This is a genomic window from Sphingorhabdus sp. (assembly GCF_046596595.1).
Taxonomy (GTDB): domain Bacteria; phylum Pseudomonadota; class Alphaproteobacteria; order Sphingomonadales; family Sphingomonadaceae; genus Sphingorhabdus_B.
This window is the reverse complement of record NZ_JBKJMB010000109.1, coordinates 23,692-42,925: the sequence shown is the minus strand read 5'-3', so window position 1 is coordinate 42,925 and position 19,234 is coordinate 23,692. Positions and strand designations below refer to the sequence as shown.

The 19,234-nt window shown below is 57.2% G+C and carries 19 protein-coding genes; 5 read left to right on the top strand and 14 right to left on the bottom strand.

The features are described 5' to 3' along the window. Positions 1–65: 65 nt before the first annotated feature. From ACLL9E_RS10940 to ACLL9E_RS10920, 5 genes are read right to left on the bottom strand one after another with little or no spacing between them, the layout of a single operon-like run. Positions 66–812 carry a peptidase gene (locus ACLL9E_RS10940; protein ID WP_411291764.1) on the bottom strand — a complete coding sequence of 249 codons (747 nt, stop codon included), beginning with the start codon at positions 810–812 and terminating at the stop codon, positions 66–68. 36 nt (positions 813–848) lie between these two features. Beyond that, entirely contained in the window at positions 849–1,649 is an 801-nt protein-coding gene (locus tag ACLL9E_RS10935; RefSeq protein WP_411291763.1) for a transglutaminase family protein, read from the bottom strand. Further along, on the bottom strand, positions 1,649–2,590 hold the full coding sequence (locus tag ACLL9E_RS10930) for an alpha-E domain-containing protein (RefSeq protein ID WP_411291762.1): 942 nt from the start codon (positions 2,588–2,590) through the stop codon (positions 1,649–1,651). The genes ACLL9E_RS10935 and ACLL9E_RS10930 overlap by 1 nt, the downstream gene beginning before the upstream one ends. A gap of 3 nt (positions 2,591–2,593) precedes the next feature. Next, positions 2,594–4,054, bottom strand: a complete 1,461-nt coding sequence (locus tag ACLL9E_RS10925) for a circularly permuted type 2 ATP-grasp protein (RefSeq protein ID WP_411291761.1) — start codon at positions 4,052–4,054, stop codon at positions 2,594–2,596. Between the two features lie 46 nt (positions 4,055–4,100). Then, on the bottom strand, positions 4,101–4,265 hold the full coding sequence (locus ACLL9E_RS10920) for a DUF1674 domain-containing protein (RefSeq protein WP_306064025.1): 165 nt from the start codon (positions 4,263–4,265) through the stop codon (positions 4,101–4,103). A 135-nt stretch (positions 4,266–4,400) separates the two neighbouring features. On the opposite strand from ACLL9E_RS10920, the gene ACLL9E_RS10915 reads away from it, so the two are divergent. The 5 genes from ACLL9E_RS10915 (at position 4,401) to purH (ending at position 10,379) form a co-directional block, all read left to right on the top strand. Further along, positions 4,401–5,669 (top strand): RsmB/NOP family class I SAM-dependent RNA methyltransferase, encoded by a 1,269-nt coding sequence (locus ACLL9E_RS10915; protein WP_411291760.1) that lies wholly within the window; start codon positions 4,401–4,403, stop codon positions 5,667–5,669. A 150-nt stretch (positions 5,670–5,819) separates the two neighbouring features. Continuing rightward, on the top strand, positions 5,820–6,350 hold the full coding sequence (locus ACLL9E_RS10910; RefSeq protein WP_411291759.1) for a GNAT family N-acetyltransferase: 531 nt from the start codon (positions 5,820–5,822) through the stop codon (positions 6,348–6,350). A 60-nt stretch (positions 6,351–6,410) separates the two neighbouring features. Beyond that, entirely contained in the window at positions 6,411–7,073 is a 663-nt protein-coding gene (gene rpe / locus ACLL9E_RS10905; RefSeq protein WP_411291758.1) for a ribulose-phosphate 3-epimerase, read from the top strand. Beyond that, entirely contained in the window at positions 7,070–8,785 is a 1,716-nt protein-coding gene (locus ACLL9E_RS10900) for a heparinase II/III family protein (protein WP_411291757.1), read from the top strand. Before rpe ends, ACLL9E_RS10900 begins: the two co-directional genes overlap by 4 nt. Before the next feature lie 4 nt (positions 8,786–8,789). Continuing rightward, entirely contained in the window at positions 8,790–10,379 is a 1,590-nt protein-coding gene (gene purH / locus ACLL9E_RS10895) for a bifunctional phosphoribosylaminoimidazolecarboxamide formyltransferase/IMP cyclohydrolase (RefSeq protein ID WP_411291756.1), read from the top strand. Between the two features lie 106 nt (positions 10,380–10,485). Here the strand turns inward: purH and ACLL9E_RS10890 are convergent, their stop codons facing one another. The 9 genes from ACLL9E_RS10890 to ACLL9E_RS10850 all read right to left on the bottom strand — a co-directional run bounded on the left by ACLL9E_RS10890 (position 10,486) and on the right by ACLL9E_RS10850 (position 19,214). Then, complete coding sequence (locus ACLL9E_RS10890; protein WP_411291755.1) at positions 10,486–12,027, bottom strand: DEAD/DEAH box helicase; 1,542 nt, start codon at positions 12,025–12,027, stop codon at positions 10,486–10,488. 342 nt (positions 12,028–12,369) lie between these two features. Next, entirely contained in the window at positions 12,370–13,125 is a 756-nt protein-coding gene (locus ACLL9E_RS10885; protein WP_411291754.1) for an SDR family oxidoreductase, read from the bottom strand. Then, positions 13,122–13,490: a dihydroneopterin aldolase gene (locus ACLL9E_RS10880; protein ID WP_411291753.1), complete on the bottom strand. Its 369-nt coding sequence runs from the start codon at positions 13,488–13,490 to the stop codon at positions 13,122–13,124. Before ACLL9E_RS10880 ends, ACLL9E_RS10885 begins: the two co-directional genes overlap by 4 nt. Positions 13,491–13,498: 8 nt before the next feature. Continuing rightward, on the bottom strand, positions 13,499–14,377 hold the full coding sequence (locus ACLL9E_RS10875) for a class I SAM-dependent methyltransferase (protein WP_411291752.1): 879 nt from the start codon (positions 14,375–14,377) through the stop codon (positions 13,499–13,501). A 2-nt stretch (positions 14,378–14,379) separates the two neighbouring features. Then, positions 14,380–15,780 (bottom strand): threonine synthase, encoded by a 1,401-nt coding sequence (gene thrC / locus ACLL9E_RS10870; RefSeq protein ID WP_411291774.1) that lies wholly within the window; start codon positions 15,778–15,780, stop codon positions 14,380–14,382. A 47-nt stretch (positions 15,781–15,827) separates the two neighbouring features. Beyond that, complete coding sequence (locus tag ACLL9E_RS10865) at positions 15,828–17,411, bottom strand: GMC family oxidoreductase (protein WP_411291751.1); 1,584 nt, start codon at positions 17,409–17,411, stop codon at positions 15,828–15,830. A 67-nt stretch (positions 17,412–17,478) separates the two neighbouring features. Continuing rightward, entirely contained in the window at positions 17,479–18,375 is an 897-nt protein-coding gene (locus tag ACLL9E_RS10860) for a sterol desaturase family protein (protein WP_411291750.1), read from the bottom strand. A gap of 9 nt (positions 18,376–18,384) precedes the next feature. Then, entirely contained in the window at positions 18,385–18,786 is a 402-nt protein-coding gene (locus ACLL9E_RS10855) for a hypothetical protein (RefSeq protein WP_411291749.1), read from the bottom strand. Next, a complete protein-coding gene (locus ACLL9E_RS10850; protein ID WP_411291748.1) occupies positions 18,783–19,214 on the bottom strand; it encodes a TIGR01244 family sulfur transferase in 432 nt (143 codons plus the stop codon). Before ACLL9E_RS10850 ends, ACLL9E_RS10855 begins: the two co-directional genes overlap by 4 nt. Positions 19,215–19,234: the final 20 nt, after the last annotated feature.

The following is a 19,234-nucleotide window of genomic DNA, read 5'->3' as shown; positions in this document are numbered from 1 at the left end:
TTATATTCTAGCCATTGGTCATGCTGCGGGATGGATGCTGAAACAAGTTCAGCATGACGTTATTCTTATTCATCCAGCGCATAATCAGGCAGCGATTGGAACGCGTTGCGTAACGCTTCGCTCCAGCTGTCGGAAATGCTCTCGAAATAGGGGTCGTCCCCTGTGATCCGGCGTTCGTGGAAGGAGGCAAATTCGTCATTCTTGTAGAGCATTAGGTCCAGTGGCAGGCCGACCGAAAGATTAGCCTTCAGCGTGGAATCGAATGACACCATCAGCAGTTTCGTGATGTCCGCAAAGGACATGTGCGCTTCAAATCCGCGCACCAATATCGGCCGGCCATATTTGGTTTCGCCAATCTGGAAGAATGGCGTCTCGGCGCTGGCCTCGATAAAATTGCCTTCCGGGTAAATGAGGTACAGCCGCGGCTCCATGCCCGCTATTTGCCCGCCTAAAATGACGCTGGCGTTGAAATTGGGGGTAGGGCTCGCGGCAACGGGTCCGGTCAGCGCGCGCGCCGAGATAGTGTCTCGCAATGTGGCGCCTATGATATTGGCAACTTGAAACATGGTAGGCGCGGCGAGGATCGAGGGCTTTCGATCATTGGGCGCTTTCGTGCGTTCTTCCAACTGGCTGATCAGCGCCTGGGTTGTAGCCAAATTGCCCGCTGTCATCAGCGTGATGAACCGCTCGCCGGGGACAGACCAGCTGAACATTTTGCGAAAGGTCGAGATATTGTCGACGCCCGAATTCGTGCGCGTGTCGGACATGAACGCCATGCCTTTATCGAGTAACATTCCCACGCAATATGTCATTCCTGAACCATTGGCCCCCGCCCTGTTTCGTGATTCCTACTGTTCGACACGCAAGGATACAACCATGCTCTTGTCACGTGCGCCAAATGACATCCCCGATATCGGCGCGGCGTCGCGATAGTCAAAGCCAGTCGCCACGCGGACATAGCGTCCGTCGGGGCTAATACCGTTGGATATGTCAAAACCGACCCAGCCAAGCCCGTCGAGATGCGCCTCTGCCCAGGCATGGCTTGCGGTTTGTTCGACGTGGCCATCCATCATCAAATAGCCCGACACATAACGCGCCGGAATGCCAATCGAACGGCATGCCGCAATGAAGATATGCGCATGATCCTGACAGACGCCCGCGCCAACGATTATCGCTTGCTCGGCATTGGTTTCAACGCCCGTTGCGCCCGTGCGATACTCTACCGTCGACAAGATATGCGCGGACAATTCGTGCAGCATGCCGATCTTGTCGGGCGCTGCCCGGTCAATACCGACAAGTAGCTTCTGGACGCCCCGTGCAGCCCCTGTGAGCCGCGTGGAACGACAATAAGCCCATAGGGGTACATGGCTGCGGTGGCGACCCAATATGCCATGATTGTCAGCCGTTTGTACCTGGCCGCTGCAACTGATTTTGATGGATGTCCGACCTTCTTCAATCGAAATCAGCGTGACATGGTTATTATGCGGGTCGTCGTGCTCAGCCTCGATCCTGCCACCATCGATAACCAACTGCCAATCCAATACGTTCTGCCCTGCACCGTCTTTTGGGCGCAGCTTAAGCCGCTGAAGCGCATAGCGTACGGGTTGGTCGAACTGATATTCGGTGATGTGGTGGATCGACAAAAGCATCAGCTGTTAAACCTATATTCCTGCTCCACCAATTGCGCGAGGTTCCGGTTTTGCGCCAGGAATTCGATCAGGAATTCGTGCAATCCGTCCTCCAATATGGAAGCGGCGGTTAAAGAGGCAAAGCCAGCGTAAATGCGCTCGGCCTCGGCAAGGCTCTGCGATGGCACACCATAAGACATCGCCAGATGCCGCAAATTATCGGTTAGCTTGCCGTAGCAAAAGGCAAGGCTGCGCGGAAAGCGGCGGTCAAGGATAAGGAACTCGGCAATGCCAAGCGCGCTTGCCCGGCCGGGATATAACCAGCGATAGGCGCTGTAGGCCGATGTCGAACGCAGGATTGTTTCCCACTGGATATTGTCGAGCGATGACCCGACGAATGAAACAGACGGCAGAAGCACATAATATTTGACGTCAAGAAGCCGCGCCATACTGTCAGCGCGTTCAATGAAATTCCCCACGCGGCTGAAATTATAGCCGTCATTGCGCAGCATCGTGTTTTCGAGCGCGCCACGCACCATCGCGGTCTGGCGTTCGATAAGGTCGATTGTGGCGGGTAGTTCAGCCTCACGCACCTGGCGTTTCAGGCCATCATTGACACAAATCCAGCATTCGTTGACGGCTTCCCACAATTCGCGGGTGATCGCGGTGCGCGTCGTACGCGCATTTTGCCGTGCACTGTCGATCAGGTTGCGTAAGTTCCCGGGATTACGCTTGTCGCGCAGCAGATAATCGACGACCTGCGCTGCATTATAATCCTGATGTGTGGCGCGGTAAGCTGCATCCATGCCCAATGCCGCGAGAATCGAACGCCATTCGTCCTGCCGCCCGCTGTTGCGGGTGAGCGTAAAGCGGTGCCCCGTTTCAATCAGCCGCGCGATATTCTCCGCGCGCTCGAGGTAGCGGAACAGCCAGAAAATGCCGGATGCGGTTTTGCCTAGCATGGATCAATCATCATCGATGACCCAGCTGTCCTTGGTCCCGCCACCCTGGCTTGAGTTGACCACCAGCGATCCCTTGCGCAATGCGACGCGCGTAAGGCCGCCCGGAGTTATATCGATCTTGTCAGGCGAGACGAGAACAAATGGCCGCAAGTCGACATGGCGCGGGGCAAGGCCGCTATTGGCGAAGATCGGAATCGTCGATAGAGCCAGGGTCGGCTGCGCGATATAATTGCTGGGCTTGGCAATCAGCTTTGCCCGAAATTCCGCCAGTTCTTTCTTGCTCGCGGCAGGGCCAATCAGCATGCCGTAACCACCCGAGCCGTGTACTTCCTTCACGACCAGTTCGGACAAATGCTCAAGCACATAGGCCAGCGAATCTTTTTCCGAACAGCGCCACGTATCGACATTTTTCAAGATCGGCCGCTCGCCTGTGTAGAATTCGACGATGTCGGGCATGTAGCTGTAGATCGCCTTGTCGTCGGCAATGCCCGTGCCCGGCGCATTGGCGATGGTGATCCGGCCAGCGCGGTAAAGGTCAAAAATGCCGGGGATTCCTAAAGCTGAGTCAGGCCTGAAAATCAGCGGGTCGAGATAATCATCATCCAACCGGCGATACAGCACATCGATGGGTTGGTAGCCGCGCGTGGTGCGCATGGCAACTCGCCCGTCGACGATGCGGATGTCATGGCCCTCAACAAGCTCAGCACCCATCTGGTCAGCGAGAAACGCATGTTCGAAATAGGCGCTGTTGTGAATGCCGGGGGTAAGCACTGCGACCACTGGATCGCCCGTACAGGCCGGCGGCGCAACGCGGCTTAAGGATGCGCGCAAATTCTTGGGATAATCGCTGACATTGCGGACGCGAATATTGCTGAACAGTTCAGGGAACATATTCATCATGGTTTCGCGGTTCTCGAGCATGTAGGACACGCCCGAAGGTGTCCGTGCATTATCCTCAAGCACGACAAAATCATCCGCGCCAGTGCGCACGAGATCGATGCCGACAATATGCGTGTAGACGCCGCCGGGCGGGGTAAACCCTATCATCTGACTGACAAAGGCGTCGTTCTTTTCAAGCAATTCAACGGGCAGTCGGCCAGCGCGCACGATTTCCTGCCGGTGGTAAATATCCTGCAAAAACGCGTTGATGGCGCGGACACGTTGTTCGATGCCGCGCGATAGCTTCGTCCATTCGCGCGCCGATACAATGCGCGGAATGATATCGAAGGGTATTAGGCGCTCTTCCGCCTCATCATCGCCATAGACAGCAAAGGTAATGCCAGTGCGGCGGAAAAACTCTTCGGCGTCGCGCGCCTTTTGCTTGAGATGCGTGCTGTCCTGTTCGGAAAACCATTTATGATACGCGGCATAAGCCGCACGCGGCGTCCCGTCCTCATTGAGCATTTCATCAAAGCAGGGCGGTTTGGAGGCCATTGCCTGAGTATCTGCCCAAAAAAAATGCATAGAACAAGCAACTTCGCAACTGCACAAATATTGGGCAGCGCTGCGGCTAGAAATCTATCGCAACACCCTTCAATTCCCAGTCGCCATAACGCACGGGATCGGGTCTTTCGGCATCGGGTTCAGGCTCGCGACCGACTTCCTTGGGCTCAGGGACGGGCGGGCTTTTGGAGAGATACTCCGGCGCTTTGACATGTGGGGGACGGGTGCCCATTGATTAGGTTTCCTTGAGCGGCATAGCTTGAACAGAACATTGGCGCTCATCAGCCAAATTGCAAGGTGTGTCGCCGAAATGAGGGGCCGCACAACGCTCTTCACTTGTCTCACACACACGCCTAGTGGGCTTGACATGAACGATGAAATTTCCGGCCTTCCGACGCGCCGCGCTGCTTTGCGCTTGCTTGACACCGTGATGCGCATGGGCACACCAATGGATCAGGCGACGGCGAATGCGACCAAGGGCCTGTCGCCGCCTGACCGCGCCTTGGCCATCGCCATTGCGCAGGAAACACTGCGCTGGGCTGTGGACCTCGATATGCTGATCGACAGCAAGACCAAGCAAGTCCTGCCCGATGATTCCAAGGCGCGCATGGTGCTTCGCCTGGCGCTCGCGCAAATCCTCCGGCTTGGCACCCCTGCCCACGCCGCAATCGCAACGGCGCTGCCGCTGGTCGATGGAGGCCCAAGGCGGCTGGTTCACGGCGTCTTGGGATCGTTGCTTCGCGCGGAAGTCGCACTGCCCGAGCTACCATCGCTGCCTGAGGCGGTGATGATGCGCTGGCATCCGGCGTGGGGCGATGAAATGATCGCTGGTGCACAAAAGGCGCTGTCCGAGCCGCCGCCGCTTGATCTTGCCTTGCGGGATCTGACGGCGACGGATTTATGGGCAGAGCGGTTGAACGGCGTCAGCCTGATGCAAGGCCATGTTCGCCTGCCGCGCGGCACGGCGGTGGAGGAACTGGATGGCTATGGCGAAGGCGCTTGGTGGGTGCAGGATCTAGCCGCAAGCTTGCCTGCGCGGCTGCTCGGTGACGGGACTGGCAAGCGTGCGCTTGATCTTTGCGCCGCGCCGGGGGGCAAGACCATGCAGCTTTCGGCTGCGGGTTTTGCGGTAACTGCACTTGATAACAGCGCGCGGCGGATGGACCGTCTGATGTCTAATCTGGAGCGCACGCAATTGAATGCGGAACGGGTCAATGCTGACGTGATGGACTGGAAACCGGCGCAGCCCTTCGATGCCATATTGCTGGATGCACCTTGCAGCGCAACGGGCACGATGCGGCGGCATCCCGACGTGTTGCATCGCATCGATCTGAAGGCGATTAACAATCTAGCTGCCATTCAAAGCGCGATGCTGGATCGGGCTGCGCAATGGGTGAAACCTGGCGGCACTTTGGTGTTTGCAACATGTTCGCTTGAACCGCATGAAGGCGAGGCACAAGCAGAGGCCTTTCTGGCTCGGCAACCCGAATATAAAACACAGGCCATAACGCAAAACGAGCTTCCCGATGGCGTCGTCGCAAACGCAGCCGGACATCTGAGGACGATGCCACCCATGCTGGCTGAACAAGGCGGTCTGGACGGCTTCTTTGTGGCGCGTTTTGTCCGGGCCGGATAGGTATGCCGAAATACCCAAGCCCTGAGCCGTGAGCGCGCCAGCGCTGGCGAAAAGTCGAAGGGCGGCTCTCGTTCGAGGAACGCGCTTCGGCGGACGCATCCGCTTAGCCGACGCTGCTCATTGCTACGGTATGATTGGGGGGTAGGAAATTTGCTAGCACCAACATTAATTACCGAACGACTTTCGATTGAGCCGATGTCCTTGGCGCATTGGGAGGAATATGCCGCGGCATGGGCCGATCCGCGGATGACGGCGTTCATTGGCGGCAAACCACGCAGCCGAAATGTCAGCTGGGGCAAAATGCTTCAAGGCATCGGGATGTGGTCGTTATTTGGCTATGGCTATTGGTCATTCGTGGAGCGCGAAAGCGGCAGCTTCGTCGGCAATGGGGGGCTGGCGCAGTTTGAGCGCGGCATCCCGGAGCTCGCGAATATCCCCGAGGCAGGTTGGGCCTTTACCCCTGATGCCTGGGGCAAAGGCTTTGCTACTGAAGCAATGTCAGCAATTCTGGACTGGGCTGATGCGAAAAATTTGGGGGAGACACGCTGCATTATCGACACTGGCAATACGGCTTCGCATAAGGTTGCGCACAAGCTTGGTTACACCAAATTTGCGGAGTCCCATGACGTCATCGGCGACCTGTTTATTTATCGCCGTGAGCCGCGCCAATCCGTGCGATAAGCTGTGCATAACGCCTTGCACCGCCTTGCTCCGGCGGAATCGAGCGTCTAAGCCGAATACATGTCCAGCGCCATCCGCATAGCGCCATCGATTTTATCAGCCGATTTCGCGCGGCTGGGTGAAGAAGTGCGTGCCATTGATGCGGCTGGTTGTGACTGGATTCATGTTGACGTCATGGATGGACATTTTGTTCCCAATATCACCATTGGTCCCGCCGTCGTACGGGCGTTGCGGCCGCACAGTGCCAAGCCGTTCGACGTACATCTTATGATTTCGCCGGTTGACCAATATGTTGAAGCCTTTGCAGATGCCGGGGCCGATATCATATCGTTCCATCCTGAGGCTGGCCCGCATCCCCACCGAACGGTGCAACTCATCAAGTCATTGGGCAAAATGGCTGGCATCGTCCTCAATCCCCACACGCCGGCCAAAATGCTCGATTATCTGATCGACGAGATTGACCTTATCCTCGTGATGAGTGTCAACCCCGGTTTCGGCGGGCAAAGTTTCATTTCCAGCCAGTTACGCAAAATAGAAGCCATCCGAAAAATGATCGAGAAAACAGGGCGCGATATCCGGCTCGAAGTTGATGGCGGAATTACCGTCGATACCGCTCCGCTCGCGATTTCAGCAGGTGCCGACACTTTGGTAGCCGGAACGGCAACGTTCAAGGGTGGCGCGGGACAATATGCCGCAAACATCCGGGCGCTGAGGGGTGAATGACCCGCGGTGATGAAAGCATTGGACAGCAACATTCGGCGTTAATCGTTAGGCCCAAAGGTGCCGGCCAAAACCTTCTGGAGCGACTTTCCCTCGAATTCTACAAACTGACATGGCGCACACCGCTCCACAGTGGCCGCCTGAAGGGCAAGGTGCCTTTGCGCTTGCTCGCGGTGCCCCATGATCCGCTTGAGGGCAATGCCGCACGTGGTCAGGCCTTGCGCATCGGTAAATTCCATTATCAAGGTTTTGAACAGGCGATTGATGGCCTCGATTACCAAAAGCTGGAATTGCCGCCATCTCTGACCGATTATATTCATCGCTTCGATTGGTTGCGCGATCTTGCTGCGGCGACAAATCGCGGTGACGGCGCGCCCGTTGCAGCGCAGATCGCAGATGCATGGTTGCGCGCCAACGGCATGAAAACGCGCGAACCTGCATGGCGCGTGGACAATTGCGCCTGGCGATTATTGAACATGGCGGCTGGGTCGCCATTCCTGCTCAGCAGCGCTGACCCTATTTATCGCTCGCGCGTCATCAATCATTTTGCCCGTGTCGCGCGGCATCTCGACCAGTCTGCACCAAGAGCTCAAAGCTACTTTGCCAAAACCGTTGGTTGGGCCGGGGTCGTGGCGGCATCTTTGTTACTGCCTGAAGGAAAGATACGGCGCGCGGTCGGAGAGGACGGGCTTGCGGATTCCCTGCGCGCTACGATCTTCCCCGATGGCGGTGTCGTTTCGCGCTCTCCTATTCAGTTGATGGAGCTGATTGGCCTGCTGAGCCTGCTGAAGCAATGCTATGTCGCACAAAGGGAAATGGTCCCTGACTTTCTTACCGAAGCTTTGGGCCGTGCCGTGCCTGCGTTGCTTGGTCTTACCCATTCGGATGGCGGCCTTGGCGCTTGGCAAGGGTCGCCCCATATTGCTGTCGACCGAATTCACGCGCTCGTCGCCGCCAGCGAAGTGCGCGCCCGGCCACATCGGCAGGCATTGGATTGGGGATATCAGAGGGTCACCGCTGGTAAATCGGTGCTCTTACTTGATGCCGGGCCCCCGCCGCTGGCGCGTCAGTCTGCTTCGGGCTGCGCATCCACTTTGGCGTTCGAATTGTCGCACGGGGCTCAACGCATTATCGTCAATTGCGGGGGCGCCGCGCTGGTTGGGGCATCGATCCCGCTGGCATTGGCAAGGGGGCTGCGCACGACGGCCGCGCATTCGACCTTATGCCTCAACGACACGAACTCGACCGCTATTTTGCCCGGCGGACAGCTGGGCAGAGGCGTGGCGGAGGTAGGGCTTGAGCGACGTGATGTTGATCAGGCAACACGCATTCAGGCAAGCCATGATGGCTATGCCAAAAGCTTCGGCTATAGCCATAGCCGACTCCTCACGCTGCGTTCGGACGGCATGGAGCTTCGCGGCGAGGACACTTTATTACCGCAGTCGAAGCCAAAGGATAACGTACCCGTTCATGTCCGTTTTCATCTTGGACCAGATATCGAAATCGTCCCTTCGGATAATCCACAGACCGCTTTGCTGCGCATGGCCGATGGAAGCAACTGGGCCTTTGCTGCCTCCGGCGGAACATTGTCCGCTGACGACAGCCTTTGGGTTGACCAGAATGGCCGCCCACACCCCACGCGCCAACTTGTGATCGCCGCCGACACTGGTAAAGGCGGCCTCAGCATCAGCTGGCAATTACGTCATTTAGGATAATTACATGCAAGACGTCGTCATCAAGCGGGCCTTATTATCCGTGTCCGACAAGGCTGGGCTGGTTGAACTTGGCCATGCGCTGGCAGCGCGGCATGTGGAGCTCGTGTCGACTGGCGGGACCGCGAAGACGCTGCGCGCCGCGGGCCTTGCCGTCAAGGACATCAGCGAGCTTACGGGCTTTCCCGAAATGATGGACGGACGCGTCAAGACGCTCCACCCGATGGTGCATGGCGGTTTGCTTGCCGTGCGCGACAATCCTGAACATGCAGCGGCAATGGCTGAACACCATATTGGCGCAATCGACCTAGTGGTCGTCAATCTTTATCCATTTGCCGAGACAGTCGCAAAGGGAGCATCACGCGACGAAATTATTGAAAACATCGACATTGGCGGGCCGTCGATGGTGCGCAGCGCGGCAAAGAACCATGCCTATGTCACGATCCTGACGGACCCGGCGGATTATGACGACCTGATAGCCGAGCTTGAGGAAAGCGATGGCAAAACAAGTTATGATTTTCGCCGGAAATGCGCGGCAAAGGCGTATTCGGCGACTGCGGCCTATGACAGCATGATCAGCCAATGGTTTGCCTTTGCGGACCAGCAGCAGCTTTTCCCCGATATGCTGGCCATCAATGGCAACCGCGTGACCGAGTTGCGTTACGGCGAAAATCCACATCAGCGCGCCGCACTTTATGTGCCGGTGGGCCCGCATATTGCAGGGATCGCACAAGCCGAACAGGTGCAAGGTAAGGAATTATCTTACAACAATTATAATGACGCTGATGCCGCACTTGAGCTTGTTGCAGAGTTTCGTCATGGCCCGCCTACGGTTGTCATCGTCAAGCATGCTAACCCGTGTGGTGTGGCGACTGGCGCCACGTTGATTGACGCCTATCGCGCGGCGCTTGAATGCGACAGCGTCTCGGCCTTTGGCGGTATCGTCGCCGTGAACCGGCCGCTTGATGCCGAAACAGCCGAGGCGATAACCGAAATATTTACCGAGGTGGTAGCAGCGCCTTCGGCTGACGATGCAGCCAAAGCGGTTTTTGCAAAGAAGAAGAATTTGCGGCTATTACTGACGGGCGAGTTGCCTAACCCCCAGCGGGGCGGTCTTTCCGTCAAGCCGATTACCGGCGGATTGCTCGTGCAGTCGCGTGACAATGGCCATGTTGCGGACAGCGATTTTACCGTCGTGACCAAACGCGTACCAACTGCGCAGCAATTGGCCGACTGCCGCTTTGCCTGGACGGTTGCCAAGCATGTGAAGTCCAATGCGATAGTCTATGCCAAGGACGGCGCGACAGCTGGCATTGGCGCTGGCCAGATGAACCGGCGTGACAGCGCGCGCATCGCAGCGATAAAGGCAAAAGAGGCAGCGGAAACTTATGGTTGGGCGTCCGCGCGTACCGTGGGTTCGGCGGTCGCTTCCGATGCCTTTTTCCCGTTTGCTGACGGCCTGCTGGCCGCAGCAGAAGCGGGAGCAACAGCCGTCATTCAACCCGGCGGGTCAATGCGCGACGACGAAGTCATTGCCGCCGCCGATGAAGCTGGTCTTGCCATGGTCTTCACCGGCATGCGGCATTTCCGGCACTGATTGATTAAAAGCTGTCATGCTGAACTTGGTTCAGCATCTTACTATTTACGCGAAAGTAAGACCCTGAAACGAGTTCAGGGTGACGGCCTATAATTATTGCGAGAGGTTAGACAGCCCGCTTGACCGTACCCCTGAAGTTGCCATTACCGCCCTTTTTAGGACCGTAATTGCGTGCGGGTGCGCCGGGATCGCGGCGGTTTTCGCTGCGTGCGGCAAATGCACGGTCGGCAGTTGGGCGACGATCGCCAGCCGGTGCATTGTCATTGCGCGGACGTGCGTCGCGGCTGCCTTCACGGCTGCCGTCACGTGGACCGATGGCGGGTTGCCAGCCGCCTTGTGGCGTGTGCGTGCGATTGCGTGTTTCGCCGTTCAAGCCAGTGCCGCCATTGTTGCCGCCAAGCTTCTTGCCGGCATAATTGGTGCGTCCGCCACCTGGCTGACCACCACCGCGACCGCCACGTGCCTGTTGTGGCTTTTTATCCGCAACGGGGGGTGGCAATGCAGCAACCGCTGCGCGAAAGCCTTCGGGAAGTCCAAGCGTCATGGCGCGGACGCCAGTCAGACGCTCAATGTCCTTCATATAGCCGCGCTCATCACCGGCAACAAAGCTCATGGCGACACCTTCACGACCCGCACGCGCGGTACGGCCAATACGGTGGACATATTGCTCGGGCACATTTGGCAGTTCGAAGTTGAACACATGGCTCACGCCAGGAACGTCAATGCCGCGCGCGGCGATATCGGTCGCAACGAGGATCTTGATTTTGCCATCACGGAACGCTTGAAGCGCAGCGGTACGCTGGCCTTGCGATTTGTTACCATGAATGGCGGCAGACTGAATGCCTGCGCCCGCCAGTCCACGCACAACGCGGTCAGCGCCATGCTTGGTACGGGTGAAAACCAATGCACGGTCAATGTCTTCACTTTGCAACTTTAGCGTCAGCAAAGTCTGCTTTTCACGCTGCTCCACAAAGGTCACGAACTGTTCGACGCGTTCTGCGGTGGTTGCCGCCGGAGCGACGGAAACACGCACTGGATTGTTCAGGAACCGGTTGCCAAGCTCTGCAATTGCCTTTGGCATGGTCGCCGAAAAGAACAATGTCTGGCGTTGTTTAGGCAGCAATTGGTCAATACGCTTCAACGCGTGAATGAAGCCAAGGTCCATCATCTGGTCGGCTTCATCAAGGACGAAGATTTCGACATCTTTCAACGTCACTGCGCGCTGTTCGATAAGATCAATCAGGCGGCCTGGCGTTGCCACAAGAATATCAACGCCGCCGGCAAGCCGCTTCTTCTGGCTGAAAATCGGCATCCCGCCGAAAACGCAATCGACCTTCAGGCCAAGGAATTTGCCATAGGTGCGGAAGCTGTCCGCGATTTGCGCGGCAAGTTCGCGTGTTGGCGACAAAACAAGCATACGGCAGCTAAATGGCTGGCGCGCTTTTGGCTTGGTCGCAAAATGGTGGAGCGAGGGCAAAGCAAACGCAGCGGTTTTGCCAGTTCCAGTCTGGGCGATACCGCACAGATCGCGGCCTTGCAGCAGCGACGGGATAGCCTGTTGCTGAATGGGGGTTGGCGTATCATAGCCAGCCGCCTCAAGCGCCTTAAGGATAGGTTGGGCAAGGCCCAGGTCTTGGAAAAAAGACATATTTATACTTTCAAATGGTCGTCGCGGCCCGTGATGCGCGTCCTTTCATCAGGACCGCACAGGCGCAACAGCAGGTGTTCGGGAGCAGCTCATGCTGACCCGTTGGAAACAACCCTGCGTGATATGGGAAGCCTCTAAGCTTACGCATCTTGTTCGTTTGGCGGAGCCTTTGGTGGGGCCCTCACGCTGCCAAAACTGCGGCGGTTCTGTCCGCTCGCCTTATGCGCTTGGAGGCCCTATGGCCAAGCAGCCCACCAAAAGCAAGTTATTTGTGCAGTGGCGCAATTATCGGTCGTGCACTGGGCTGGGTCGTCAGCAAAATAGGCCGCGACAATCGGCGCGCTACAGATGCATGAAGTCGCGGTCGAAGCTTTTAAGATGGGCCCCGCCATCTACAAAAATAATCTGCCCGGTAACGTCCTGTGCACCGGCGAGGTATACCACAGCGTCTGCGACTGCGGATGGGGAAGGCAGGGCTCCTAAGGGCATCATATCGGCCAGCCGCGACTCTTGCTCTGCGGTGTACTCATCCGTTGAAATGACAAGACCCGGTGCAACGCCGTTGTAACGCGCACGCCCTGCAAACGCCGCTGCCATAGACCGTACGGACGCCGCAAGCGCCTGTTTCGACAATGTATAGCTCATCTGGTCGCGGTGGGGGTTAACGATGCGTTGGTCGAGAATGTTGACAATGACTGGTCTTGCTTGCGCTCCGGCCGCGTACACAAGCGCCTGCGCCAACAACAAGGGCGAGAACAGATTAAGCCGGAAATGGGTTTGCAGCGTTTCAAGCGTCATCGATTCCCAGTCATCCTGACCAAACATCGCCGCATTATTTACCAGCAAATCCGGGGTCCGACCAAAATGCGTTGCAATCGTGCCGACAAGCTCAGCTGGATTTCCGGCACTGAGGTCAAATGTGAAGGGATGCCATTCCGTCTCATAGGTCTTTAGCGCCGCCGCCAATGCGGCCTCGGGCGGCGCGTCTATATGACTGACCAAGGCAAGCGCGTAGCCAGCAGCGGCCAGTTTCGATGCAATCTCGGCACCCAGCCTGCGCTTGCCACCTGTTATAATCGCAAGCGGCGCTGTCTTCACTTGCGGCTCCGTGACATGGTGATGCCAATCGCCTCATTCTCTTCGGCGATGGCCAGCTTAACGATTTTGACGACAATGTTGCTGATGCGCGGGTCGTCCGCGAACAGATTGTCGATAATATGGTCTGCGACCGCCTCGATGAGCGTGAAATGCACGCCTTCCGGCAAATGCGTCGCAGCTTCCTTGAGCGTCATGTAATTTTTAGATGCCGATAATGGCGAGTCCGGCGCGTAATGCGGCGCCATATCGAGCGTTGCGCTAATCGAGATCCGCAAGGGTTGCGGCAAATGCGTTTCCTGGCTGTAAATGCCGGTGAGAACATTGACGACAAGATCGTGTACTTCCAGAATTAGGTTGTCGTTCATTGCACTCCTTAACGCGACCAACGGGCGAAGATGGCCGTGGGCAAAAGCATCCCCCGCCCCTGTTCGCGCACCGCCAGTTCGCCAAATTCAACCGTGCCGCCCAAATCGGCAAAATGGGATTCCAATAGCCCGCCCAATGCCAGCGCAGACATGCGCACAGCATATACGGTCAGAAACAAAAACTTCGATTCGGCATCCAGCAATTTGCGGCAATTGGCAATCAGCTCAGGCAGGTCTTCTTCCAGCCGCCATATTTCGCCTTCAGGCCCGCGGCCATATTTTGGCGGATCAAGCAAGATACCGTCATAGCGCTTTTCGCGGCGGACTTCACGCGCGACAAATTTTGCGGCGTCATCGACGATCCACCGGATCGGGCGGTCCGACATGCCCGACAGTTCGGCATTGACGCGCGCTTGCCCGACCGATTTCTTGGACGCGTCGACATGCACCATGTGCGCGCCCGCTGCGGACAAAGCGAGCGTGCCAACGCCGGTATAGCCAAACAGGTTCATCGCAACAGGCTCGGTCATGCCAGCCAATTGGCCGCGCATCCACCGCCACACCGGGTCCATATCGGGAAAGAAACCCAAATGGCGAAACGGTGTGCAGGATGCCGTAAAGCGTACTTCGTCATTCCACGAGAGCGGCCATCCATCCATCGGCACTGGATTATTATTATACCATCGGCCGCCGCCTTCGTCATCCGACCCGGGCTGGAATTCGGCGTCTGCTGGCCATTCTTCCAAGGCGGGGGCCCACATCGCTTGCGGTTCGGGGCGAATGAAGCGGCGGTCGCCATATGCTTCATATTTGCGGCCGTTGCCTGAATCGATCAGCGTGTACTCGTGGCGTGGCTCGCTGATGAGGGTTACGAAATTGGGTTCCATATTTACCGCGCGGCGCGCGCCAATACATAATCGCGCACCGCACCATATTCGCCGGGCAATATGTCAAATCGTTCTTCGCGGTCAAAGAGATGCGAGACGCGGGCAGGCAGCACAGGCCGGACGCCCGTTGCGTTTTCGACGGCATCGGGGAATTTGGCCGGGTGGGCTGTTGCCAAGGTGACGACTGGAACATCACTCCGGATTCCCGCTGCACGGGCAGCGTGAAGCGCGATAGCGGTATGCGGGTCGATAATTTGGTCGGTGGCACCATAAGCCCAGCGCATGGCCGCCAACATTTGTTCGGCATCGGCACGCGCGCTTGTCAGCAAGGTCGCCTTTTTACGCATGTCGGGCGACAGCACCATCTTGCCCATTTTTTCAAACCACTTCATGCGCGCAGCCGTGGTGGACCCATCGCGGCCCTCCAGATCGAACAGCAACCGTTCAAAGTTGCTCGATACCTGAATGTCCATCGATGGCGCTGATGTTGGGGTCACGCCGAGCACCGAGTAATCGCCTTTGGACAAGGCGCGGTGGAGAATATCATTGATGTTTGTCGCAACGATCAAGCGCTCGATCGGCAGCCCCATTTGCGCGGCGACATAGCCGGCAAACACATCACCGAAATTGCCCGTCGGCACCGAAAAAGCGACTTTTCGCTCAGGGCCGCCCAAGCGCAGCGCAGCATAGAAATAATACACGACTTGCGCCATGAGCCGCGCCCAGTTGATCGAGTTCACAGCTGACAATGTCAGCGGACCATTGACGTCACGATCGCCGAACATGCGCTTCACCATCGCCTGTGCATCGTCAAAGCTGCCATGGATCGCAATATTATGGACGTTTGGCGCATCTATAGTGGTCATTTGCCGCCGTTGCACATCGGAGACACGTTCATGCGGGTGGAGCATGAATATTTCGATTTGCGCGCGACCGGCAACAGCATCGATTGCGGCTGACCCGGTATCGCCCGAGGTTGCGCCAACAATGGTCAACTTTTTGTCGGTGCCCGACAGAAAGCGATCGAACAACTGGCCAAGCAATTGAAGCGCAACGTCCTTGAATGCCAAGGTAGGCCCATGGAATAGCTCAAGCAGCCAATGCTGGCCATCAAGCTGGACCAGCGGCGTAACGGCCGAATGGGCAAAGGATCCGTATGCCGTGGCGCACAGACCCTTCAACTCCGCCTCGTCCAAGACGCCCGCAGTAAAGGGTGCCATCACGCGCGCCGCAAGTTCCACATAAGACAGACCGCGCATTGCGCTAATCTCGTCGGTTGAAAATTGCGGCCAATGGCGCGGAACATATAGGCCACCGTCGCTGGCAAGACCCGTCAGCGTGACGCCCGCAAAATCAAGCGCGTCCGCGTTTCCGCGCGTGCTGATATAATCTGTTCCGTTCATCGCCATTGCGGGCACGCGGTTAACCGCCGCGCCGCATTTACGCAAGATTATTGCAAGTCAGCACGGACAAATTCGGCACATCTTTCGCCGATCATGATGCTGGGTGCATTGGTGTTCCCCGAAACAAGGCGGGGCATGATACTGGCATCCGCGACATAGAGGCCCTCAATCCCGCGATATTTCAGCCTTGGGTCGACGACGTCATCGGCGCTTGGCCCCATGCGGCACGTGCCAACAGGGTGGTAGACGGTATCAGCGCGGCTGCGGATCAGGTCGTCTAGCGCGGCATCATCATTGATATCGACCGGATGCCTGTTTTTGCCATGATAAACCGCCATCGCCGGGGCTTCAAAAATACGGTGCATGGCGCGGACGCCGCTGCGCAAGGTGGCCATATCACGGTCGTCGCTTAAAAACGCGGGGTCAATCAGCGGCGCTGCGCTGGCTTCCGCCGATGCCAAACGGACGGTGCCTCTGCTCTCGGGGCGCAGCACGCAAGCATGGCAACTGAAACCATGGCCCTTCACCTTTGACCGACCATGGTCTTCCAGCATGGCGGGTACGAAATGATATTGGACGTCGGGTGCGGGCAAGCTTGGGTCCGAACGCCAGAACCCGCCGGCTTCGGCAAAGCAGGTGGTCATAACGCCGGTGCGCTTGCGCCGGTGTTCAATGATCGCCCTGATCATTTTTCCTGTGCCCTTCAGCGAATCGCCGAAGAAATCATCTTTCGACTGGGTTTCGAAGCTGGAGACATAATCGATATGGTCCTGCAAGTCGGAACCGATCGCTGCCTTGTCATGGACCACGTCAACACCGACGCTGCGTAAATGGTCGGCCGGACCCATGCCAGACAGCATCAGAATCTGCGGCGATCCAAAGGCGCCAGCGGACAAGATGACCGCGCCGCGTGCCTTTATGGTGCGTTTCTTGCGCCCCTGCCGAATAATGACACCAGTCGCCCGGCCATTTTCGACAATAATCTTTTCGGTCAACGCACCGGTTAGCACTTCCATCCGGTTGCGTGCAGGCTCGACATACGCGCGCGCCGCGGTCCAGCGCTCCCCGCCCTTTTGCGTCACCTGATACAGGCCAAAGCCATCCTGCGTTGCGCCGTTAAAGTCTGCATTGACGGTCAATTGCAGTTCGGCGGCCGCCTCGACAAAGGCAAGGCTCCCGCCCTGTGGCCATCGTTGGTCCATGACCGAAAGCGGTCCGCCTGAACCATGAAAGGCATCGGAGCCGCGCTCATTGTCTTCGCAGCGTTTGAAAACAGGCAATACGTCATCATAGGACCAGCCGGTGCAACCCAGCGCAGCCCAATTGTCGTAATCATAGGCATGCCCACGGATATAGACCATGGCGTTGATCGCGCTTGACCCGCCTAGCCCCCTGCCGCGCGGCTGATATCCAGTCCGGCCGTTCAATCCCTTTTGCGGAACGGTTTCATATTTGTAATTGGACGCATTGCGGATGAACGGCATGAAGCCGGGCGTCTTGATGAGCATGTTGTCGTTGGTGCCGCCCGCTTCAATAAGGCAGACCTTGTATTTGCCACCTTCGGACAGTCGGCCAGCTGCCGCGCTACCTGCGGATCCGCCGCCGATAACAATGATGTCGAACTCATCCATATTGCCTGCTCCCTCTTTGCCAAGGGTTTAAGCAAGCGATTAATTACTGGCAAGGGAGTAAATAGCCTTAGTCGGCCTTCGCTTGCTGCGCTTCCAACCATCGCGCACGGATTGTGTCCGATGTGTCTCTGCTGCCATCGTGGCTCCAACCCGGCGGACGCCAGAGGTATGAGAATTTATGTCGCCATGGGGCGGATTTCAGGTCCTGGCCGATGCCGATCCATTCGTGGAAGACGCTCCACAGCAGGTTGAACGTGCCCAGTTGTTTTACGATCCCGTAGCGGATTTTTTCGCCTTCGACCTCTTCGGTAAATGTCCGAAATATGCGGTCCCAAATGATGAAAGTTCCGGCATAATTTCGGTCCAGATATCGGGGGTTGGTTGCGTGGTGGACGCGATGATGGCTTGGCGTGTTCATGACAAATTCTACCCAGCGCGGAAACTTGCCGATAATTTCGGTGTGGATCCAGAACTGGTAAATGAGGTTAAGTGCGCCCACAAACAACAGCATCGCAGGATGAAAACCCAAAAAGGCCAAGGGAATGCGGAAAATAAAGCCAAGCGCGATAAAGCCGGTCCACGTCTGGCGCAGCGCCGTTGATAGATTGTAATGCTGGCTACTGTGGTGGTTTACATGGCTTGCCCAAAACCAGCGGACGCGGTGTCCCGACCGATGTGCCCAATAATAAGCAAAGTCATCCAGCACGAAGCATAAGGGCCACGCCCACCACACCCAGCCAATATCGAACAGGCGATGCTCGTAAATCCACATCGCCACGCTGAAAACCAATGCCCCAGTCAGTGCGCCTGCAACGGTGCTGCCCGTCCCCAATGCCAGTGAGGTCAACGTATCGCGCGGTTCATATTTTTCCGGCGCACGGCGACGCGCCCACAGCATTTCGGCAACGATCAGGATGATGAACGCCGGAATGGCATAATCGACTGGACTGAAGAGTTCAGGCATATGCGCGTCCTATGTCTTCAAATGGCGCAAGCCTGCCGCCCAATGCGACGCTTGCATGCCTAGGTTCAACGTGACCGAGCCGAAGATTCTCTCTCCAGTGCCGATTGTCAGCATTCCTTGGTCCAGACGGCTTTCGTTATGTCCATCAAGCAGTCGCCCGGCCCATTGGACACCATGTTGGCGGATTAAAAGATGTCTACCGCCGGCATCGCGCAAGAGCGCAGCTATTCCGGCTTTATCAATGGCAATTTTGACCGGATCAAACCCGGGCAAGGTATCATTAGCAATCTCGCGGGCTTGCTCCTCGCTACGAATGCGCACGTCGCCGCCAAGCTGCCAATATCGCGCAAGCCATGCGATAAACAATATCGCGGCAATGGAGCCTGCAAGCTTCAGCAATTCTGCGGTCACGAGGCCCGCCCGCGCAGCATATCCATCATTGCGGAGACGGGCGTTAAATCATAGCCTGCGTCTGCTGCTTTTTCCGCCAAAAGGGCGGGGTGTTCGCCCTTGGATGCTTGCGCCAGAGCCCATAACAAGGTCGACCGTGTGCCTGAGCGACAATAAGCCAGCACTTTGCCATCGGTTTTGTTCAATGCGTCGGCCATTGCCGTCACTTGCCATTCGGCGAACCCGGCATGCGTGACCGGGATGGCGACATAATCCATTCCAGCGGCACGCGCTGCGGTATCAATCTCTTCACCTGGGGTTTGATCAGCAGATTCATCTTCAGGACGGTTGTTGATGATGAGCTTAACGCCAGCTTGCGCCGCGTCCATCACATCGCCGACATCAATTTGCGGGGCGACAAGGACGCGGTCAGTGAGTTGGCGGAACATCTGATAATCCTATTTCAAAA